Origin of the sequence: Rhizobium mesosinicum, assembly GCF_019511345.1 — a bacterium.
GTDB classification, from domain to species: Bacteria; Pseudomonadota; Alphaproteobacteria; order Rhizobiales; family Rhizobiaceae; genus Rhizobium; species Rhizobium mesosinicum.
Genome location: NZ_JAEUAK010000013.1, coordinates 115,347 through 134,598, shown reverse-complemented (window position 1 = coordinate 134,598; position 19,252 = coordinate 115,347). Strand labels below are relative to the sequence as shown.

The 19,252-nt window shown below is 55.8% G+C and carries 14 protein-coding genes; 6 read left to right on the top strand and 8 right to left on the bottom strand.

Going from position 1 to position 19,252, the window contains the following annotated elements; translation table 11 throughout:
• The first annotated feature begins 472 nt into the window (after positions 1–472).
• Positions 473–1,672, top strand: a complete 1,200-nt coding sequence (locus tag JNB85_RS26480) for an O-antigen ligase family protein (protein WP_220337393.1) — start codon at positions 473–475, stop codon at positions 1,670–1,672.
• 511 nt (positions 1,673–2,183) lie between these two features.
• On the top strand, positions 2,184–3,515 hold the full coding sequence (locus JNB85_RS26475; RefSeq protein WP_220337392.1) for an SGNH/GDSL hydrolase family protein: 1,332 nt from the start codon (positions 2,184–2,186) through the stop codon (positions 3,513–3,515).
• Between the two features lie 205 nt (positions 3,516–3,720).
• On the opposite strand, the gene JNB85_RS26470 is transcribed toward JNB85_RS26475, so the two are convergent.
• The 3 genes from JNB85_RS26470 to JNB85_RS26460 form a co-directional block, all read right to left on the bottom strand.
• Positions 3,721–5,037 carry a UDP-glucose dehydrogenase family protein gene (locus JNB85_RS26470; protein ID WP_220337391.1) on the bottom strand — a complete coding sequence of 439 codons (1,317 nt, stop codon included), beginning with the start codon at positions 5,035–5,037 and terminating at the stop codon, positions 3,721–3,723.
• 102 nt (positions 5,038–5,139) lie between these two features.
• Entirely contained in the window at positions 5,140–6,567 is a 1,428-nt protein-coding gene (locus tag JNB85_RS26465) for a mannose-1-phosphate guanylyltransferase/mannose-6-phosphate isomerase (RefSeq protein WP_220337390.1), read from the bottom strand.
• A 42-nt stretch (positions 6,568–6,609) separates the two neighbouring features.
• Positions 6,610–8,034 carry a phosphomannomutase gene (locus JNB85_RS26460; RefSeq protein ID WP_220337389.1) on the bottom strand — a complete coding sequence of 475 codons (1,425 nt, stop codon included), beginning with the start codon at positions 8,032–8,034 and terminating at the stop codon, positions 6,610–6,612.
• A 301-nt stretch (positions 8,035–8,335) separates the two neighbouring features.
• Between JNB85_RS26460 and ung the strand changes: the two genes are divergently transcribed.
• The 3 genes from ung (at position 8,336) to JNB85_RS26445 (ending at position 10,713) form a co-directional block, all read left to right on the top strand.
• Positions 8,336–9,028: a uracil-DNA glycosylase gene (ung, locus tag JNB85_RS26455; RefSeq protein ID WP_183743487.1), complete on the top strand. Its 693-nt coding sequence runs from the start codon at positions 8,336–8,338 to the stop codon at positions 9,026–9,028.
• Between the two features lie 129 nt (positions 9,029–9,157).
• On the top strand, positions 9,158–10,090 hold the full coding sequence (locus tag JNB85_RS26450; protein ID WP_220337388.1) for a VOC family protein: 933 nt from the start codon (positions 9,158–9,160) through the stop codon (positions 10,088–10,090).
• A gap of 14 nt (positions 10,091–10,104) precedes the next feature.
• Positions 10,105–10,713, top strand: coding sequence for an alpha/beta hydrolase (locus JNB85_RS26445; RefSeq protein ID WP_220337387.1), 609 nt, complete (start codon positions 10,105–10,107; stop codon positions 10,711–10,713).
• Positions 10,714–10,773: 60 nt separating this feature from the next.
• Here JNB85_RS26445 and JNB85_RS26440 read toward each other — a convergent pair whose 3' ends face one another.
• Complete coding sequence (locus JNB85_RS26440; protein ID WP_220337386.1) at positions 10,774–13,047, bottom strand: polysaccharide biosynthesis tyrosine autokinase; 2,274 nt, start codon at positions 13,045–13,047, stop codon at positions 10,774–10,776.
• A 571-nt stretch (positions 13,048–13,618) separates the two neighbouring features.
• On the opposite strand from JNB85_RS26440, the gene JNB85_RS26435 reads away from it, so the two are divergent.
• Positions 13,619–14,452 carry a metallophosphoesterase family protein gene (locus JNB85_RS26435; RefSeq protein ID WP_220337385.1) on the top strand — a complete coding sequence of 278 codons (834 nt, stop codon included), beginning with the start codon at positions 13,619–13,621 and terminating at the stop codon, positions 14,450–14,452.
• A 14-nt stretch (positions 14,453–14,466) separates the two neighbouring features.
• On the opposite strand, the gene JNB85_RS26430 is transcribed toward JNB85_RS26435, so the two are convergent.
• The 4 genes from JNB85_RS26430 to JNB85_RS26415 all read right to left on the bottom strand — a co-directional run bounded on the left by JNB85_RS26430 (position 14,467) and on the right by JNB85_RS26415 (position 19,075).
• Complete coding sequence (locus JNB85_RS26430; protein ID WP_220337384.1) at positions 14,467–15,237, bottom strand: hypothetical protein; 771 nt, start codon at positions 15,235–15,237, stop codon at positions 14,467–14,469.
• Positions 15,238–15,386: 149 nt separating this feature from the next.
• Positions 15,387–15,941: a hypothetical protein gene (locus JNB85_RS26425; RefSeq protein ID WP_223216614.1), complete on the bottom strand. Its 555-nt coding sequence runs from the start codon at positions 15,939–15,941 to the stop codon at positions 15,387–15,389.
• 237 nt (positions 15,942–16,178) lie between these two features.
• Positions 16,179–17,390 (bottom strand): polysaccharide biosynthesis/export family protein, encoded by a 1,212-nt coding sequence (locus JNB85_RS26420; protein ID WP_223216613.1) that lies wholly within the window; start codon positions 17,388–17,390, stop codon positions 16,179–16,181.
• A gap of 251 nt (positions 17,391–17,641) precedes the next feature.
• The gene (locus JNB85_RS26415) at positions 17,642–19,075 is read right to left on the bottom strand and encodes an O-antigen ligase family protein (RefSeq protein ID WP_222858799.1); all 1,434 of its coding nucleotides are present in this window, start codon (positions 19,073–19,075) and stop codon (positions 17,642–17,644) included.
• Between the last annotated feature and the right edge of the window lie 177 nt (positions 19,076–19,252).

Genomic DNA, 19,252 nt, shown 5'->3' with positions numbered 1-19,252 from the left:
GGTTTTGACAGGAAGCTTAAGCACAAGGGAGGGCATATCTCAGGATATGCCCTCTTCTGTTATGGCCAGGTTCTTATCAGCGGGTTTGTTGCAACAGATCATAAGCGGCAGACATCTTGCGCGCGCTGCCAGCAACTCCCGCAGGTGAGCGTCTCCGGCCATCACGTTGACACATACTTTGGGATATTGTTCCGGCAGTCGAGCCCGAACCCCGAGGGTTATGACCCTTGACGGCCTCGGACAAACAATGAAGGATTGCGATGATAGCAAGCACGGAAGCGCTTGCGATTGTCGCCAATGTTTCGATCTCGCTGCATGAATCCTAGCGTAAACACGTCGGTACCCGCGGGCAGGTAAACTGGATCTTCTGACGCTCAATCGGGTGGTTCAGCGCCTGGGTGGAGACTATTTTACATTCACTAGGAGGGTGTAGGTGATTTTCGGTGAATTTAGCTCGTAGTGGAAATAATGGATGGCATTCAGAATAACTTACATTGCTTCCCTAATATTGTTGATATTCAATGTCGGCGCTGCACTGCATTTCTCTGGCAGTAATGCAATTGAGAAGGCCTTTTTCGTTTTGGCTGCGTTCGCGATCCTGGGACGGGGAGGCGCAGATAAAACAATTTTAATGCTTCTTGGGGCGGAATTGGCGCTTGTATTTGTGCTTGCTGTACTTACGCCATACGAGGATTTCAGCTGGTCGATATTTTTTGTTTCTCTTAATCAGATAATTATCCTGTTTGCCCTACTTGCCGGTAAAACCGGATATCGAGATCAGCAGGCGATCTGGAAAGCTACTGCAATTCTACCAGTGATTTGTGCACTCTTAGGTTTTGTCTATCAATTTGCCGGCATTAAGCCAATGGTTGCAACGGAGTTTGCGACGGGTGTGCCGCGATATCTAGGATCGTTGTCGGCAGCAGCTTTTACGTCCGCACTCGGGATGTGTGGAGTCTTTGCGGCGATGCAGCTTGTGCTCTCGGGCCGTAAAGCCTACGTGGTATTTGTGCTGACTAACTTACTGGTTTTGTTTGCCGCCGGTGGCCGAGCCACGCTAGCTGTTTGTGTGCTAGTGACAGGTGTTTCACTTCTTATTCATAGAGGGGTCACCATTACCACCAAGCTCTCTTTGATTGTTCTTGGATCGGTAGGCAGCCTCGCCATTGTAGCAGTCTTCTGGAAAAATTTCGCTACCAGATTTATCGAAAGTGGCGACAGCGGCCGATCGGTAATGTGGGATTATCTTCGGACGGTCATCGCCCAATATCCATTCACAGGTATCGGCTTCGGACATCAATTTTACGTCACACCGCATGAGATCGAAGTCATGCTCGGTTCGACTTCTGCGCACAATGATTACATTCGGCTGTCTGTCGAGCTCGGTACTCCCGGGATGATCATTTTCTACGTGTTACTCACAATGGCGGTACTCAAAGCCTGCTTTCGAGGGCGGCGGCCGAATGTGGTCGCTATCTTGGCGTATGCGGGATATCTGTTTTTATCGAATTCAGACAATGCGATAGCGTCTCCTTTGGAATTTCCGTTGATCTTTCTAGCCCTGCTTTCACGGCACGAGAAACCCTTTCCTCGAAGGCTCCCCAGGGCGCCGAGTATCAGGCAAATGCGCGGGGAGAGGCGACCTGTAGCCATGGCTTCTGGGGGGAGCTGATCGGGGGGATCTATGGCAAACTTCCCAGTCTCGGAATTCGACGCGCGGCTGGGGTATTCAGTGCCAATCATAACTTATCGAAATGATTATCCGTTCGGGGGAGTGAGCTGCTGTCAAGCCGATCTAGGTCGTGAACGCGCCTTGACGAAAGCGCAGACGGAACCGTGGCAGCTTGCGATGTTTAACAAGCAGCTATACCGCATAGGAGGAGGGCGTGGTAATCACCGCCGGCGTTTGCTGCAGAGAATTCAAAGCGGGTAGTTTTCTAATTAGTTCCTAATTCTAGCCACAGAAATGTCAGCTTGCGTTGATCACTTGTGCGCCGATCAGTTAGCGTAAAAGGTGTTTTGCTGTGAATTTGCGATCATATCTTACGTCAATCACCCGCCGTCGCTTTTTGACGGGAACATTGGCAGCCACTGGCGCCTATCTCGTTGAAAATTCTCCCGCATTGTCCTCGTCCTCATCTCGTGCATTACCGTCTCTCCCACTTAAGACTGGCGCCAAGGTCATGGCCGTAGGCCATAGCTTCGTTGCCAATAGCGGTTACACGGTAATCTATCCTGGAAGCCCGACGCCACGCATCGATACGGTCACCGCGAACTGGCTCGGAACCATCGGCCCGCTTCGCAACATAGACAACCGGTTCAATCTCGATTGCTGGTATGATCCCAAAGTTCCGACTGCGGCCGCCCCGACTGCAAGGCTCGCCGGGGCGATATCGGGTCGTGGCGGGGAGCACATGCCGCAGACCTTGGCGCGACTGCCGTGGTGCCTGGAGCGGCAGCCGGACATCGTCCTCCTGGATATCGCAACCAATGATATTGCCAGCGATAAACTCACCCTGGAGGAGGCTGTCGAGCGTTATGAAGCCTTGTTGAAGCCTCTCCGGGAGGCGGGGATCTGGGTTGTCTGCCTGTTGCCTGTGGATAGAATTGGCAAGACAAAAGGGACTTGGGCGGCGGAAGATGCTCGACACACTCTGAACAGCGGCCTTACTGAATATCTGGTTTCGATCGGCGGCCGCGAAGGTATCAGGGTCGTGGACGATCGCGACGTGCTCGCGAAAGCAATTCAGCAAGGTATTGCTATTACCGAAGACGGCGTTCACTTGAATACCGATGGACAGTGGCTGCGCTATTCCGTGCTGCTTCCAATACTGCGCGATATGGTAATGGAAGGCGACTTCTATAGCCGGGATGTGAAGTTGGCCAATCTCTCGCCGCTTGGCGGTTTTTCGGGAGATGCCGGCAAGCGCTCGGGTGTGACGGGCGCTGTCGCCGATGGCCTTGTGGCAAGACGCGGCAGCGGTCAGAACGATACGATTATCGGGTCAAAGGAGCCTTTAGCCGATGGTATCGAGAGGCAGGTGTTCACGATCGGCCCGGCCGATAATGGCAATGATTCTCGGGTATGTACTTTGACGCTATCTTGGGCGGATATGGATTTTGAGAAACTCGGTCTCGTTGAAGGGGATTGGGTCGAGGCTGGGTTCGATTACGAGTTGTCAGCGAGCAATAGCTGGCTCGGGCTTGAGTTTAGTCTCGAGGCGAACAGCCGTCCCGCGACATGCCGTTATTCAGCGGTCGGCGGCATGGTCGTGCGTCTCAACACCACCCAAGACGGGCCACGATTGACGACGCCGTTGTCCGGACGGGGAACCATACCGCGGTTTAAATTGCTTGGAGCTGATGATGTCGCAGCTCCGGCGGATTATTTCCGAACCTCGCTGCGGCCAATCCGCCTCCACTGGAACAAGAATGCGACGGAGACGCTCGTCGCGAAATTCTCTCCATTCATCATCCGCAAAAGCACAGATCCTCGCCCTGCCTGGAATCTGTGACGTTATCGGTCTCGCGGTACTGCACGAATGAGATAGTGCTCGGTCCTGCAAGGCCCTCTTGCGCCGGGCAGTGTGATGACGTCGCAGGTTGCCGTAAGTCTGCTTCGAGAAACCGCTACCCTTTCGTTTCCGTTACCGCCTGAATAGCGGTTGGCCTCAGGATGGAGTCCTTTGAAGCTTGTTTTTCGAAACGAAGTAGCGGATCTCACCTCTTTTCTGGTTTTTTGCCGATGGCAAAATAGCCGAATCCGTGTTTGGTCACTTCGCTGACCGGGTATATGTTCCTGAGATCAACGATAATCGGATTTTTCATAACCGTCTTCAGGCGCTTGAGGTCAAGTGCGCGGAACTCATCCCATTCGGTGACGATTACGATCGCGTCGGCATCCGCGGCGATCTCGTAAGGATCGTTGCCGTAGGTGACGGGGCCGAGCATATCTTTCGCCGCTTCCATGCCCTCCGGATCGTAGGCGTGAACCGTTGCGCCGCCATCCAGCAGAGCCTGGATGATGCTGATCGACGGCGCATCGCGCATGTCGTCGGTATTCGGCTTGAAGGTGAGGCCGAGGACAGCAATCTTCTTGCCACGCACATCGCCATCGCAGGCAGCGATGACCTTGCGGCCCATCGCGCGCTTGCGATTGTCGTTGATCGCAACGGTCGTCTCGATCAGACGTACCGGGCTGTCAAAGTCCTGCGCCGTCTTGACGAGAGCGAGCGTATCCTTCGGGAAGCATGAGCCGCCATAACCGGGTCCCGCATGCAGGAACTTGTCACCGATGCGCTTATCCATGCCGATACCCTTGGCGACCTTCTGGACGTCGGCGCCGATTTTTTCGGAAAGGTCAGCGATCTCATTAATGAAGGTGATCTTCATTGCCAGAAAGGCGTTGGCGGCATATTTGATGAGTTCAGAGGTACGGCGTTCGCAGAAATAGAGCGGCGCTTCATTGAGATAAAGCGGGCGGTAGACCTCGCGCATGACCTCGATAGCACGCGCATTCTCAGTGCCGATCACGATACGGTCGGGACGCTTGAAGTCGGTGATAGCTGCGCCTTCGCGCAGGAATTCCGGATTGGAGACGACCTCAATATCCTTTTGCGGAAATTCTTCTCGGAAGATCCGTTCGATTTCGTCTCCAGTACCGACCGGTACGGTGGATTTTGTCACGACGACCGTGAAGCCTCTGACAGCGGCGGCGATCTCTCGCGCCGCTGCATAGACGTAGCTCAAGTCCGCGTGGCCGTCTCCACGGCGAGACGGCGTGCCGACAGCGATGAAGACCACGTCGGCTTCACCGACGGAAGGGGCGAGATTCTTCGAGAAATCGAGGCGGCCAGCGCTGCGATTTTGCTGGATGATGGCTTCGAGGCCAGGCTCGTAAATCGGCACTTCGCCCGCTTCAAGAGCGTTGATCTTTGCTTCAGATTTGTCGACGCAGGTTACATGGTGGCCGAAATCTGCAAAGCAGGCACCGGAAACGAGGCCAACATAACCCGAACCAATCATCACAATGCGCATGGCGTAACCTTCATTCAACAAAAAGTGGTCCGACCATAAAGGCGGACCACTATCCGTTACAGGGGCGGAGAACCAAGTTCAAGACCGCCAAAAAGCTTAGGTTCAGGTTCTGCCGAACTCGTCGACGATACGGATGATATCGTCTTCGCCAAGGTAGGAACCGGTCTGAACCTCAATGAGTTCCAGCAGGATCTTGCCAGGATTTGCGAGGCGATGGACCTCACCGAGCGGGATATAGACCGACTCGTTTTCGCGCAACATCTGCACATTGTCGCCGATCGTGACTTCCGCCGTTCCCTTCACGACGATCCAGTGCTCGGAGCGGTGATGATGCTTCTGCAGCGACAGTTTCTTGCCAGGCGTTACGAAGATACGCTTCACCTGAAAGCGATCGCCGTTGAAGATCGAGGTATAGCCGCCCCACGGACGGTAGGACGTGGGATGCGTCTCCGTCAGCTTCGACGTCTTCTTGTGGCCGGCAAGGAGCTTAACAAGCTTGCCGACTTCCTGGCTTTCCCTCAAGGGGCCGACATAAACAGCATCCTCGCTGGCAATGACGGCGACGTCGTCCATTCCCTGAACAGCGAGATGAACGCCGTGGGTCATGACGAGCGAGTTGCGGGTGTTGACAACAGTCGTATTGGCGGCAGCAATATTACCGTTTTCATCCTGCAGCCCGGTTTTCCACACGGCATCCCAGCTGCCCATGTCCGACCACTTGAAGGCCGACGGAACAACTGCAGCCTTCGACGTCTTCTCCATGATGGCGTAATCTATGGAAATATCGGGGCTTTTGGCGAACTCTTCTGCGTCCAGGCGCGTGAAGTCCAGATCTCGCGTCGCCCTTGAAAGAGCCTTGGTGGCCGCCGTCAGCACGTCTGGTGCGTAGTCTTGCATTTCAGAAAGCAGTTCGGCGACCGGGAACATGAAGATACCGGAGTTCCAGTAGAACCCGCCGCGGGCCAGCATTTCTTCCGCCTTTTCACGAACAGGCTTTTCAACGAAACGCTTGACCTCATGTGCGCCGCTCGGCAGCTGCTTTCCGACCTCTATATATCCATAGCCTGTGGCCGGCTCCGTTGGCGTGATGCCAAAGGTTACAAGCTTACCCTTGGCCGCCGCATCGCGCGCCGTGCGGATGGCATCGAAATAGGCTTCGTCTGCAAGGATCTCGTGGTCAGAGGCAAGCATTTGAATGATGGCTTCTTTGCCAAAATGCTCGGAGGTGAGGCTTGCAGCCGCAGCCACTGCCGCGGCCGTGTTGCGAGCAACAGGCTCCAGCAATACCGCGGCGAGGGGAATATCAAGTTCGCGAGCCTGTTCCGCCACGAGGAAGCGAAAGTCCTCATTCGTCACGACGACCGGGGCTTCGTAAAGCGCCGGATCGGAAACGCGAACCAGGGTTTCCTGAAACAGCGTCTTGTCCCCGACGAACTGGATGAACTGTTTCGGCGCGGTCGCGCGCGAGAGCGGCCAAAGGCGCGTGCCCTTGCCGCCAGCCATGATCACGGGGACGATTTTCTGTGTCATAGGATACTCTTCCTTGAAATGAACGGACAGGTTGTCGCATGCTTACCGGGCTTCTGCCCAGCGCTTAATTCGGGTCAATCCCGTATTCAAGAGTTCTAAGGCGGCTGCCTCTCCTCCGGCTTCCACGTAGCAGCGCATTTCCGGCGCATTGCCTGACGGACGAAAATGAATGATACGGCCATCGCGTAACGTCACGCGCAAGCCATCAATATCGCTTTTCGAACCGACCTCGCCGATGGGCTGCAGGAATTCCGTGAGATTAGCATCGGATTCACGCAGGTATGTCATCAACGCTGCGCTAGTTTCGACCGGGAAATTCTCGAGGCGGTCGGCCGCAGCAAAAGGCAGTTTATAGGAGGCCGCAACAATCGAAAGCGGCTCCTTGCGAATTGCGGCGAGCAAAAGCGTTGCCAGCATCGGCAAGAAGCAATCACGCGTGGGCAGTGCCCGGACACTGCTACCGTTGATATCGAAGGATGTTGCCGTCAAGAGCCCGCCATTCGCCTCGAAACCCATCACGAGGTTCTTGCCGGCGGCGACGGCCTCTTCCATTCCGGCGATGACGAAGGGAGAGCCGACGCGGGTGCGAACGACTTTGAAAGATCCCGCGGCTTCAATTCCGGAATTGGAGGTAACTGGCGTGACCACGGTACCGGCGCCAAGGAAATTCGCTGATATCAGCCCCAAAAGATCTCCGCGCAAGGGCGTCCCGGTCTCGTCGGCGACCAGGGGACGATCGCCATCGCCATCTGTGGAGACAATCGCATCAAGGCCGTGGGTTGAACTCCAGCCTTGGAGGAGGGCGACCGTTTCCTCGGAGACCGCCTCCGTATCAACTGGAATGAAAGTCTCGGATCGGCCGAGCGCGACAGTCTCGGCGCCGTAGTGGGCGAGGATATCGACCATCAGGTCACGGGCAACTGTGCTGTGCTGATAAATGCCGATCTTCATGCCTGCAAGCGCGCCCGACGGCAGGAGGGCGGCATTGCGTTCAAAGAAGAGTTGCAGGCATTGCGCCGAGTGGTCCTCCACGGCGGCGGCCTCGCTGACAACGACTTCGCCGGAGGTTTCGATTGCGGTTGCAAACCGGGTAATCGCGGCTTCGTCCGCCTTGTCGATCTCGCCGTCCGGACGATAGAACTTGATGCCGTTACGGTCCGCCGGGATATGCGAACCCGTTATCATCAGGCAGGCGGCCTTTCTTTCTAGGCCGTAGAGCGCAAGGGCCGGAGTCGGGACGGTGCCGCAGTCGAGAATTTTGAAGCCGAGGCTTGCAAGGGCGCCTGCGCAGTTACCGGCAATCTCCGGGCTGGACTCCCGGAAATCGCGGCCGATCAGGATGACGTCGCCCTGTGCGGCTTTGTTGCTCTGCAGCAAATATTTGCCGAAAGCCATGGCATAAAGCGCCGATGCCCGTCCCGTAAGATCCACCGAGAGACCACGAAGGCCGCTTGTTCCAAACTTCATGCGAAGCACCCCGCGCTGTGAACCACCAATTTCTACTGTGCTGATTTGCTTGGGTAAACAGCAAAATTAAGGCAGAGTTAAAACGGCAGATGGGCATTAGGGAAGTATTGCCATCATTTGCGCATCGTTGCCAGCCCTTTTGGTAACGGCCGAGAATTTCCGATTTATGACAGCCCGGAGCGTTCTTCGCATCTGCGAGATGACGAGGCATGGCATCGCAATTGCCGCGTATTGTGGCTTTGCATATTTTTGTTAGAACGGTTTTTCTACAGGGGCTGTATCGATCCGGGAGGTTTGCGTCGTGAACGACACGTCAGTCACTCTTGAAGAGAGCTGGAAGACGGCTCTCGCCGGCGAGTTCGCGAGTCCATACATGCAGCAGCTCAAGATCTTTCTCGTGGAGCAGAAGCAGCTTGGCCGGCGAATTTTCCCAAAGGGCGGCGAGTATTTTCGTGCCCTGGATCTGACGCCGCTTGCGAAAGTGAAAGTCGTGATTCTCGGGCAGGATCCCTATCACGGCGTCGGCCAGGCTCACGGGCTTTGCTTCAGTGTTCGCCCCGGCGTGCGTATTCCGCCTTCGCTCGTCAACATCTATAAGGAGATGGAGACTGATCTCGGTATTTCGCCCGCACGCCACGGTTTCCTGGAACATTGGGCAAAGCAGGGTGTGCTTCTGCTCAACAGCGTGCTGACGGTGGAGGAATCGCAAGCCGCTTCCCATCAGGGCAAAGGCTGGGAGCGATTCACCGATGCCGTCATCCGTAAGGTAAATGACGAATGCGAGGCTGTCGTTTTCATGCTCTGGGGCTCTTATGCTCAAAAGAAGGCGGCTTTCGTTGATGCACGGCGACATCTGGTGCTGAAGGCACCCCATCCATCGCCGCTTTCGGCCCATAACGGTTTTTTTGGATCCCGGCATTTTTCCAAGGCGAACGCGTTCCTGCAGACGCACGGCCGCGCCCCCATCGATTGGCAGCTTCCTGCCAGTCCGTGAACGCTTGCGTATTGTTGTTCACAAAATGAAGACAATGCGTGCCGTCTTGTCGGGCTATGACTTACGGCGCAAAAGGATCATCTAAGGCCTATCGAAAGCCCGCCCGATGCGGGCAGAAAGGGTCTAAAAATGCTTGATCAGATCAAGGGTCTGCACCACGTCACATCAATGGCAGAGGACGCCCGAACCAACAATCAATTCTTCACCAATGCGCTGGGCCTGCGCCGCGTCAAGAAAACAGTCAATTTCGACGCGCCTGATGTCTATCACCTCTATTATGGTGACGAAACCGGTTCCCCCGGCACGATCATGACCTACTTCCCATTCCCAAAGATGGCGCAGGGGCGTCCAGGAACCGGCGAAGTCGGCACCACGGTCTACTCGGTTCCCAAGGGTTCGCTCGGTTTCTGGAGTGACCGCCTAGCGAAGCTCAATGTCACCGGCCTGAAGACAGAAGAATCGTTTGGCGAAAAGCGCCTGAATTTTTCCGGTCCGGATGGCGACGGCTTCGCGCTCGTCGAGGTCAAGGACGATATCCGCGCTCCCTGGACGCATGGGGGTGTCAGCGAGGATCATGCCATCCGTGGCTTCCACTCTGTCGCGATGCGATTGAGGGATGATGGCGCCACGGCCGAACTTTTGAAGTTCATGGGCTATGACCTTCAGGAGGAGCAGGATGGCGTGAAGCGTTTCGTCATTCCCGGTGGCAATGGTGCCCATCTGGTCGACCTTGAAACCATGCCCAATATGGCTCGCGCGCTTCCCGGCGCCGGCTCTGTTCATCATGTCGCCTTCGCCGTCGAGAATCGCGAAAAGCAGCTTGAAGTGCGCAAGGCACTCATGGATACCGGCTATCAGGTGACCCCGGTCATCGACCGCGATTATTTCTGGGCGATCTATTTCCGCACGCCAGGCGGCGTGTTGTTCGAGATCGCTACCAATGAGCCTGGTTTCGACCGTGACGAGGATACGGACCATCTCGGCGAGGCATTGAAGCTGCCACAGCAGCACGCCCATCTGCGCGCCCTCATCGAGCAGCATCTGCAGCCCCTCGAAGGCTAAACGGAGCTAGAAAAATGACTGATAATGGCTATGTGCACCGGCTGCATTCCGGTGCGTCCGGCAAGCCTATCCTCTTCGTACTTCACGGAACGGGTGGCGACGAGAACCAGTTCTTCGATTTCGGCAGGCGGTTGCTGCCGGAAGCGACGATTGTGTCGCCGCGTGGCGATGTCTTCGAATACGGGGCAGCCCGCTTTTTCAAGCGAACCGGTGAAGGAGTCTACGATATGGCCGACCTTGCGCGGGCGACCGAAAAGATGAGCGCGTATGTCCAAGATCTGGCGTCAGCACAGGGCGCATCCAGAATCCTCGGGCTAGGATTTTCGAACGGCGCCAACATTCTGGCGAATGTACTTATCGAGAAAGGCTTGTTCGATGCGGCAGCTCTGCTCCATCCGCTCATTCCTTTCCGGCCTCGCGCAAATCCCGATCTGAGCGGCCGCAGGATATTGATCACGGCAGGCCAGCGTGATCCGATCTCGCCCGTCGCCTTGACGGAAGCGCTTTCGGCCTATTTCGAGGGTCAGAAGGCGCAGGTGCAGACGGAATGGCATTCGGGAGGACATGACATCCGCCCGAATGAGATCGAGGCAATCGGTAGGTTCTTTTCGGAATGGATGTGACAAAAAATTATGCGGCGAAATTCGCCGCATAATCCAGTCCAGTTCGCTGGAAAAGCGCTTCTACGCCTCGTGGTAATAGGCGGAGTAGCGATTGTAATAGTACTCGCCGGAACCGTAGGTGCGATAGAGCTTCAGCTTTTCCGTATCGACCTTGTTCAGCACGACGCCGATGCACTTTTGCATGAGTTCCGGCTGAACTGCGAAGGTCGTGCGGACGACGCGACGCGAGGTACGGCCCCACTCGATGACGGCGAGTGAGGCGTCGAGCATCGGGCTGATCGCGCGGGCATCGACAACCGGGCCAACCGGCGGCAGGTCGAGAACGATATAGTCGAAATGTGCTTTCAGTTCTTCCAGCATATTTGCCATGATGGATGAAGAGAGCAGGTCGGAGGAATGGGGCACACGACGCTTGACCACAGCCGGCAGAAAGGCGAGCCTTGTCTTGCTATCGAGCAGCAGCAGATCCTTGAGCGGCTTTCCTTCCAGCAACGCCTCCAGAATGCCCTGTTCGGCATGCCGGCCGATGGCGCGTGTTGCCCCCGGATTGCGAAGGTCGGCGTCGATCAGCAGGGTGCGAGCGCCCTGCATCGCGAGGAGCTGAGCAAGGTTGATCGCAATAGTGGACTTACCTTCACCCGGGAGGCAGGAGATGACACCGATGACTTTGCTGCGCGAGCTCGGATTTTCCATGTCGACTGCGATCTTCGCACTGCGCATCGTTTCGGCGAAAGCCGACAGCGGATGGTTAACCACATAGTTGGTAATGCCGTTGCCGGTCTGCACCCCGCGGGTCGATTCCAATTCGCTGGCGCCGCTCGCGGCCTCCTTCGCGTCGACGATCGGCACATGGCCGATATATTCCAGCGACAGGACATCCCGAACCTGGTCGCCTGTTCGGAAGAAGCGGTCGCGGAATTCGCGGTAGGCTCCAATGCCGCCGCCGACGAGTGAGCCAAGTACCAGGGCAAGAGCAAGCACCAGGGGTTTTTTCGGCGCACTGGCGGATGTCGGTACCTGCGGTCTGGTAATGACGCGCGCTTCCGTGATCGGGAAGGTCTGCTGTTGGGTTGCCTCCTGGAAGCGGGTAAGGAAAGTTTGATAAAGATTCCGATAGGTATCGGCGGTGCGCTCGAGTTCGCGCAACTGCACTTGCGTTTCGCCGGCGGTGGCCGATACGCTGCTTGCTTGCGTGACATTTGCCTGAAGGGCCTTCTCGCGGGTTTGCGCGACCTGGAGCTCGCTTTGATAGCTTTCCGCGATACGATTAAGTTCTTCGAACATCAGCCGTTGGTATTCGGCCATTTCGCTCCGCAAGCGAACCGCTTGAATGTGATCTGGCCCCAGACGGGCAGATATTTCCGCCTCGATCTTCGACGCCTCGAGATATTTTTTACGCAGATCGTTGGAGATCGAATTATCAAGAACATCGGTTACGATTGCATCCGTGCGCTTGTTGTCGATGATCGATTTGACGCGGTCGTATTTTGCTTGCGCCTTTGCCGTTTCGGCTTGTGCAGAGATGAGCTGGGTCGTCAGCTCCGAAAGCTGCTGGTCGCTGAGAAGCTGGAATTGGCCACCTGAGTTGAGGAGCCCGTGTGCCGTGCGGAATTTTTGGACCGCAAGATCGGAGTCGAGTGCCTTTTGTCGCAGCTCCTCTATTCGTTCCTGGAGCCAATCACTCGCGCGCCGTGTCGCCTCGTATTTCGAATTCAGCTTATCCACGAGGTAGGCATCAGCAATCGAGCCTGCAATCTTGGCTGCCAGATCCGGCGAGGTCGAGGTGTAGCTGACTGAAAGAGCGTAGGTACGACCGACGCGGTCGACATCCATATTGTCGACGATCTTTTGCGCTGCATCTCGTCGTTTGGAGTCGGCATCATCGTCGTCGACATCGTCACTTGCAAACCAGTTGCGGAACTTAAGCAATGAACGAAGCATGCTGATCGGCGAGTTGTCCGGCGAGGAAAACTCAGGATTATCCAGTAGCTTCAACTTGTCGATAACGGCCGAGCTGATCGTATCGGACTTGAAAAGCTCGACCTCGCTTAGCACCGACGCGTCATCCTCTACAGGAACGCCGGCGTTGGAAAGTTGGCTCAGGAGTTCGCTGTTTCCACGATCGATAAGCACGCTTGTTGAGGCGGTATATTTCGGAACTGCCGTAACAATGTAGATAATTCCCAATACGAGAAACAGAAACGCGGAGAGTGCAACCGGACGCCATTGACGCACCGCAATCGCAATCAGCTTTTCAACATCAACAGTGCTTCGCGATTCAGAGTGCTCCCACTCTTCGTTTGAATGTTCCGTGACCTTATCTGGTGAAAGCAATCCGAGGCCTCCGTTGGTTGAGTCATATCGGTGAAAGGTCTGAGGTGCGCTTAATCAAATGCTTCCAGGAAGCCAATCGAAAGTGGGCGCACGCTACATGATGGAGTGGCGTCAATCAATGTTTAAGCTCAGACCAGGACAAAGTGTTCCGACTTCGATACCGTCAATCGCTCCACGCCCTCTTTGCGCGGCAGATGATTTTTAGTGATTATCTTGGCAAGCTGCAACATCGCTGTGACACCCAACCTGTCCGGATTTTTTTAGAGGGACTTAACTTTCTCACGGTGTGTACGGAGTCTATTCATGTGTTGAATGGTAATAGCGGGTATCGCCGCGGGGAATATAAACTCGCAGTCATCGTTTTGGGGCGTAAATTTATATCAAATAGTGCACAGGAATTAAGGTGGTGCGGATCTGACAAACAGTAAATACCGTCAACGATGACGTAGGATTGCGAGATATTGTAAATATTCCGCAGTACTTTGTGACGCAAAATCGAGAGGCCATTTATTGTGCATGTAAAAACTCCGAATGAGACCCATAGTTACATGGCCTTTGGGATCTAAAAAGCATGCCGAATTCCCATGCGAAGCGCTACAAAAGCTCTATAAAGCCGACGCTATCTGGGGTATTCCAGAAGCTTATAGGAAAAAGAACGCCTCTTCCGGCAGTTCGCGACCAAATTCGGCAAAGGCTCCATTTCGACGCGGCTGATTTCTCTGTTATCTACGCTATCGGCGACATACATGGCTGCTACAGCAAACTCCTCGAAGCAAAACGGAAGATATTCGAGGACTTTTCAAGATGTACGGGTACCGCGTTGATAGTCATGCTCGGGGACTACGTGGACCGTGGTCCGTCTTCCATGGATGTTATTGAGCATCTCTGCAAGTCAACACCGGCAAATATAAAACAGGTCACGTTGTGCGGCAATCACGACGATGCATTTCTGCGATTGCTCGAGGAGCCGGATCTGTTTCCGAGCTGGTATCGCTTTGCCGGCTCGGAAACGCTTAAATCATATGGGATCGATGTCGCCTATTTGCTGAAGCATGGCAGCAATGGGGCGATAGAGCGTGCGATCAACGATGCCGTTCCAGATCATCATAGAAAGTTGCTGGCTGAGATGCCGTCGATGGTCACTGTGGGGGACATTGTTTTCGTGCATGCCGGGATCAGGCCGGGCATTGCTCTTTCCGAGCAAAGAAACAGGGATTTATTCTGGATTCGCGAGCCCTTTCTATCGCGAGGGCCCGAGCTGCCTTTGCTTGTCGTGCATGGTCATACTCCGGTCGCTCAACCTTTTTTTGGTAATGGTCGCATCGCCATCGATACCGGCGCGTTCGCCACCGGCAGGTTAACGGTGCTGCGCATCATGAACCGCCAAGCAGTCGTCCTGCGCTGACGCGGCTGCCTGCCCTAGGGCAGCTTGTCAGGATTGAAGCCGAACCAGGTGAGCGAGCCCTTCTTGCTGGCCGGCAATTGTGTGCCGGCCTGCTTAACATAGGGCAGTAGGGCAGAGCTGATCCTCGTCAATGCGGGCGCTACTCTCCGTGAATCTCCAAGCTTTAAGAGCAGGCTGACATCGCTTTCGACGGTGGTTTGTGCATTTTTGAGCGTTGTCACGTTCAGATGGTTCCAGAAGTAGAGACGGGCGAGAAGAGCGAACTCGTCTGCGGGTGCGAGACGGGCCGACATCGTCATCAGCCGGGCAATTGATTTTGGTTCCTGGGCGATCACGGCACGAACGACCGCGAGCCGGAGCCAGAGGTTGCTTTCCGTCGGCATACAGGAGACGGCGTGGCGCATATACCGTTCGGCGTCGTCTGCAGCCTTGGCCCAGGCCTCGTAGCCGGTGATCTCATTGGCCGTATCCAGCCTATCCAGGACGAGTGTCGTGCCTGCCATAACGATATCGGAGCGGCAATAATCTCCGGAGACGATCGTGTCGGTGTCGGCCGCCGTCCTTGCAAGCGTTTCAGGGCTTACCTGTTCTGATTGCTCAAGTCTCGTCGCGACCAGAAAGATATCGGCAAATCGTGCCGATTGCCTGATATCGGCAACGGCAAAGGTTAGCAACGTGACGGCAGTCAGAATGAAAAGGAGGCCTAAGGGAGAAGGAATTGGCAGCGCGATCGGGGCCGCGCTTCTTCGCCGCGTTTGTCTGCTTGCGTTGACGTGATGAGACATGTCCTACGGATCCGACCTGCTTCAGGAACGATCGGCTCCACCGCCTGCATGGCTCGCGCGAGATAGGAGCTTTTCTTTAAATGCTGAAGGGAAAAGAAGAGAGGCCGAACGGCCCCTCTTGAATGCACTACGCTAATTTCGAAATCGGATTAGATGCTGCCGCTGACAGAATTGTTGAGAATAGTCGTAAAATTGCCGCCGCCTGAAGCACCCGTCTGGAGCGAACCCGGGCCTGAAGCGTTCGTCTGGAGCGAACCTCCGCCCTGGGTCGCGCCGCCACGATTCGCGCCAACCGCCGGTCCACCCAAACCTGATGCACCAGGACCGCTGATATCACCGCCGCCTGCAGCGCCCGCGCCCGCGCCGCCGAGTGCTGCAACAGCTGTCTGGCCGATCAGCGAAGCTTCAAATGCCGTGCGGAAGCTCCCGAGCGCCGGGTTGCTAACGATTGCCGCTGCGACAGCTGCCGCAATCTCGTCAGCGAGATCGGGGTGCAGCGGACGGCAAACGTTGACGGCGCGCCCGAGGCCGGCGCCAATAGCTGCTCTTTGGGCATCCGTTGTCGCTGGTTCGGCTGCCAGCGTCAGCAGCGTTGCCGTCAGGGTTGTTTCGGTTGCTGCGAGAGTGCGAACTGAGCCAGCGAGAAGACCGTCGGACGGATTGCCCGCAAGAATGCTTGCCGGAGCGGCTTTGAAGGCGTCCATCTGCAAACTGCTCGCCGCGCCTGGATGCGAAATGCAATTACCTGCAAAAGACGATGTCGCAAAGCAAAGAGCGCCGAATGCAAGGGCGGCCATGCCTTTTACTAGGTTGTTTGCGTTTATCATGCCTCAGGGCTCTTAAAGATAGCGGACTGTCAAAAGATAACGGAACTCATAACATAAGTTCCGTTACGCGCCAGCCCGTTCGATATCAGGTTCGCCAAGTATTGCTCAATATATTTAATCTCCAAGATCTCGGATCGCGTCGCGGGTATCGAGGGCATCGTTAGATACGCCTCTGACCGTGGAGGTAACCGAGTTCACGATGTCGAGGAACTTCACGAGCTCAACAGAATCCGAGTTGGAGATATACAGGACGTCCTTGTCCATCATGCGGAACTCCTGAACCGCGAACAAAGTTGCCGGATCGCGCAGGTTCGCTCGGAAGATGACCGGCACCTGGTCGTCCTTGAAGCGGCCGGTGTCGATGTTCAGGCGCTGAAGAATACCGCGGTCGACCTTACGATAAACCACGACCTCCCGCGGATCCGCTCGCGTATCGACGAGGCCGCCGGCCTTAGCCATAGCTTCGCCAAGGGTGAGGTTCGAATCCTCGAAGTCGATGCGGTTGTTGGTGCCGGAAGCACCAAGCGCGATGAATGTGCGGCGCTCGTGCTCGACCGAAACCGTGTCGCCCGGCGCAAGGTAGATGTTTTCGGACGGGTTCTTCAGCAGAGTTTCGTAAGCGACAGTTGCCGTTTTGCCGCGGCGCTGCAATGTGACGTTGGTCTCGATATTCGGGGTCGTAAGGCCGCCTGCCTGGGAGATCGCATCGAGGATACGATCACCGGCCGGCGAAAGAACGATCTTTTGCGGATCATTGACATCGCCGACGACGGCCACTTCGGAGGAGCGGCTGCTGTTGGTCGTCAGAATCACCTGAGGTTCGATAGCGCGGCTTGCCAGCCGGTCTTCGATCTCCTGCTCGACCTGTTCTTTCATCCGACCGGCAGCGGGAACCCGGCCTGCGTAAGGAATGCTGATCGTACCAGCCTTGTCGATCGTCTGCTGAGGCAGGGTAATGTAATTGCCGGGACGGCTGCCGGCATCGGATGGAATGAAGAGACCACCTGACTGAGCTTCGAAAATTGAAACCTGCACGACATCGCCGAAACCAAGCGGGATATCCGGGGCTCCGCCGCGACCACCGCCGAAACCGGTGCGCAGCGAGCTCGTCGGGATCTTGTCGAAATACGGTAAAATTCCCTTGTTTAAGTCAATCAGCACGTAGTCGATGCCGACCTTTCGGTTGGGTGTCGTGACCTTAATTGCTGCAGCGCGGTCGATTTCCGTGTGGTCCGGACCGGACCGAGGGAGAGAAGTGCAGCTGGAAAGCGCGATCAGCATCGATACAATGATGCCGCCGCGTCGAGTTACAGGAATGCCCATCATGACCCTATCTGGTATAGCACTAAAACCGTTTAGCCCGGTGCTAGCTTAAAACACAAGTAGATATCCGCCCCCATCAGATGCTGCATACCTAACAGAAGGTTATTGTGGCAATAGGGCAACTAGGATTGTCTGGGTTATGGTAAATTAGCAGAGGGCGATACGTAGGGATTCTGCAATAATTGGGATGCAACTAGAACGAATATTTGGAGTCTTCTTGATGGCGAATTTATGTGATGTCGGCCTTCAAACGGTCATATTTCAGAAATCTCAGCCGAGCGCTCGATTCGCAGGCCCGCCGGAACGTCGCTGTTGTTTTCGCTGACTCTTTCTTCGCGACTGCAGCAAATTGAAATGACCGGCGCCAGAAGGCCCGTAAAGAAGATGGCGAAACCGGGGATCTGAAGCGAGAAATCGACAGCGGAATGTGTCGCCGCCAATAAAACCGAGGCGCAACCTAGAATTGGATAGTGCCTCTGACGACGACGAGCCCGGTAGCCGTTCCAAAAAGCACGCGCGAGGACGAGAAAAATCAGGATAACGCCGATTGGGAACATGATCCCAAGCGTCAAGAAGCCTTCCAAGTAGGAATTATGCGCCCTGTCGACGATCCCACCGATCCCGCAACCGGGCGTACGATAGGCCGAAAAGACGGTGCGGAACGTGCCGAACCCGGTCCCCTGCAGCCAGTTCTGAGAGAGAGCGTGCATCGTACCGGACCATACACAAAAGCGGTCATCGTCCGCCCCCCTCTGGTCGGCACGCAAGATCGCTCTCCCGCCAAAAATCATCGCGAAAACGAGGATGACGGCAATTGCGCCGGCTGCGGGCAGCCATTTCCGGGGCGGCGATCTGCTCGCTCGCGAGGGAAGCCTGGAGCGTCTGCTCTTCCACTGGCTGGCAAGATAGGGGAGGTACAGGAGAGCGCCGATGCCAGTTGCGGCAAGCCCGGCGCGAGATTGAGTAAGCATCAAAGCGGTCAGGCAACAAAGGCCAAGGCCGGCGAAAAACCAGAAAGCCAGGCCTTCGTTGAAACTTCCGGAGGGAGCGGATGAGAAACCGAAATAGGCGCGGCCGTTTTCCGAAGCGAATGTTGCAAGCAGCAGAAAACCAACCCCCAGGAAGGTCGCTGCCGTGTTGCGGTTGACGAAGACGGCGGTGAGGCTGTCGAGATAATAGCGCTTGTTCTCGGTCAGCAACATCTTCGGAAACATCAAGAACTGACCGAGGCCGAACAGCGAAATCAAGCCTGCACCAATGGCAAGCACGAGTAAGATACGACGCGCCCGCCTGTCTGTATCGGCAATGATGAGGCCGGTCAAAAAGGTCATGGCCGGCAGCGCTATATACAGGAGGGAGGCGAGTGTGTCGGCCGGCGCGACCGAAATTGTATCCCTCGATAAGCCGGCGAGGAGGTTTGCGTCCTTCCAGATTGGATTGGCAAGAAAGGGCCAGGGTATGTGGACCGTTTGGATAACGATCCAAGCCGAGGTGACGATGAAGAGCTGCAGTGCAAAGACGAAGACCCAGCGGCCGCGCCGGGGCTCTCCGAAGAGCAGCAGGGAGGCTGCGCTCAGCGCAAACATGCAGATGGCGACCGCGGCGAAAGGTCTGGCGTCGACGAGGCCGAACGGAATGACGGCAGCCAGCACGAGAGTGCTGTAAAGGCCGGCAAAAATGGTCTTCAATCTGTCCGTCACAGCCACGGTGAATAACTTTTTAGATGGCGATCGCCCCTCCGGCACCGCTACGCCTGTCTCTGCAAGAATTAATCGAACTTTGCAACCCTGTCCTATGCCGATGCGGCATTCGGATCGGAAGCGGCCAAAGTGCGTTCAACTGCCGCCAAAAACAGGATCCGTTAA

What these genes read in the sequence shown, in the direction of transcription:
- JNB85_RS26480 (WP_220337393.1), top strand. Translation starts at nt 473, where the DNA reads ATGGCATTCAGAATAACTTACATTGCTTCCCTAATATTGTTGATATTC.
- JNB85_RS26475 (WP_220337392.1), top strand. Translation starts at nt 2,184, where the DNA reads ATGGCCGTAGGCCATAGCTTCGTTGCCAATAGCGGTTACACGGTAATC.
- JNB85_RS26470 (WP_220337391.1), bottom strand. Translation starts at nt 5,037, where the DNA reads ATGCGCATTGTGATGATTGGTTCGGGTTATGTTGGCCTCGTTTCCGGT.
- JNB85_RS26465 (WP_220337390.1), bottom strand. Translation starts at nt 6,567, where the DNA reads ATGACACAGAAAATCGTCCCCGTGATCATGGCTGGCGGCAAGGGCACG.
- JNB85_RS26460 (WP_220337389.1), bottom strand. Translation starts at nt 8,034, where the DNA reads ATGAAGTTTGGAACAAGCGGCCTTCGTGGTCTCTCGGTGGATCTTACG.
- JNB85_RS26450 (WP_220337388.1), top strand. Translation starts at nt 9,158, where the DNA reads ATGCTTGATCAGATCAAGGGTCTGCACCACGTCACATCAATGGCAGAG.
- JNB85_RS26445 (WP_220337387.1), top strand. Translation starts at nt 10,105, where the DNA reads ATGACTGATAATGGCTATGTGCACCGGCTGCATTCCGGTGCGTCCGGC.
- JNB85_RS26435 (WP_220337385.1), top strand. Translation starts at nt 13,619, where the DNA reads ATGCCGAATTCCCATGCGAAGCGCTACAAAAGCTCTATAAAGCCGACG.
- JNB85_RS26430 (WP_220337384.1), bottom strand. Translation starts at nt 15,237, where the DNA reads ATGTCTCATCACGTCAACGCAAGCAGACAAACGCGGCGAAGAAGCGCG.
- JNB85_RS26425 (WP_223216614.1), bottom strand. Translation starts at nt 15,941, where the DNA reads ATGGACGCCTTCAAAGCCGCTCCGGCAAGCATTCTTGCGGGCAATCCG.
- JNB85_RS26420 (WP_223216613.1), bottom strand. Translation starts at nt 17,390, where the DNA reads ATGATGGGCATTCCTGTAACTCGACGCGGCGGCATCATTGTATCGATG.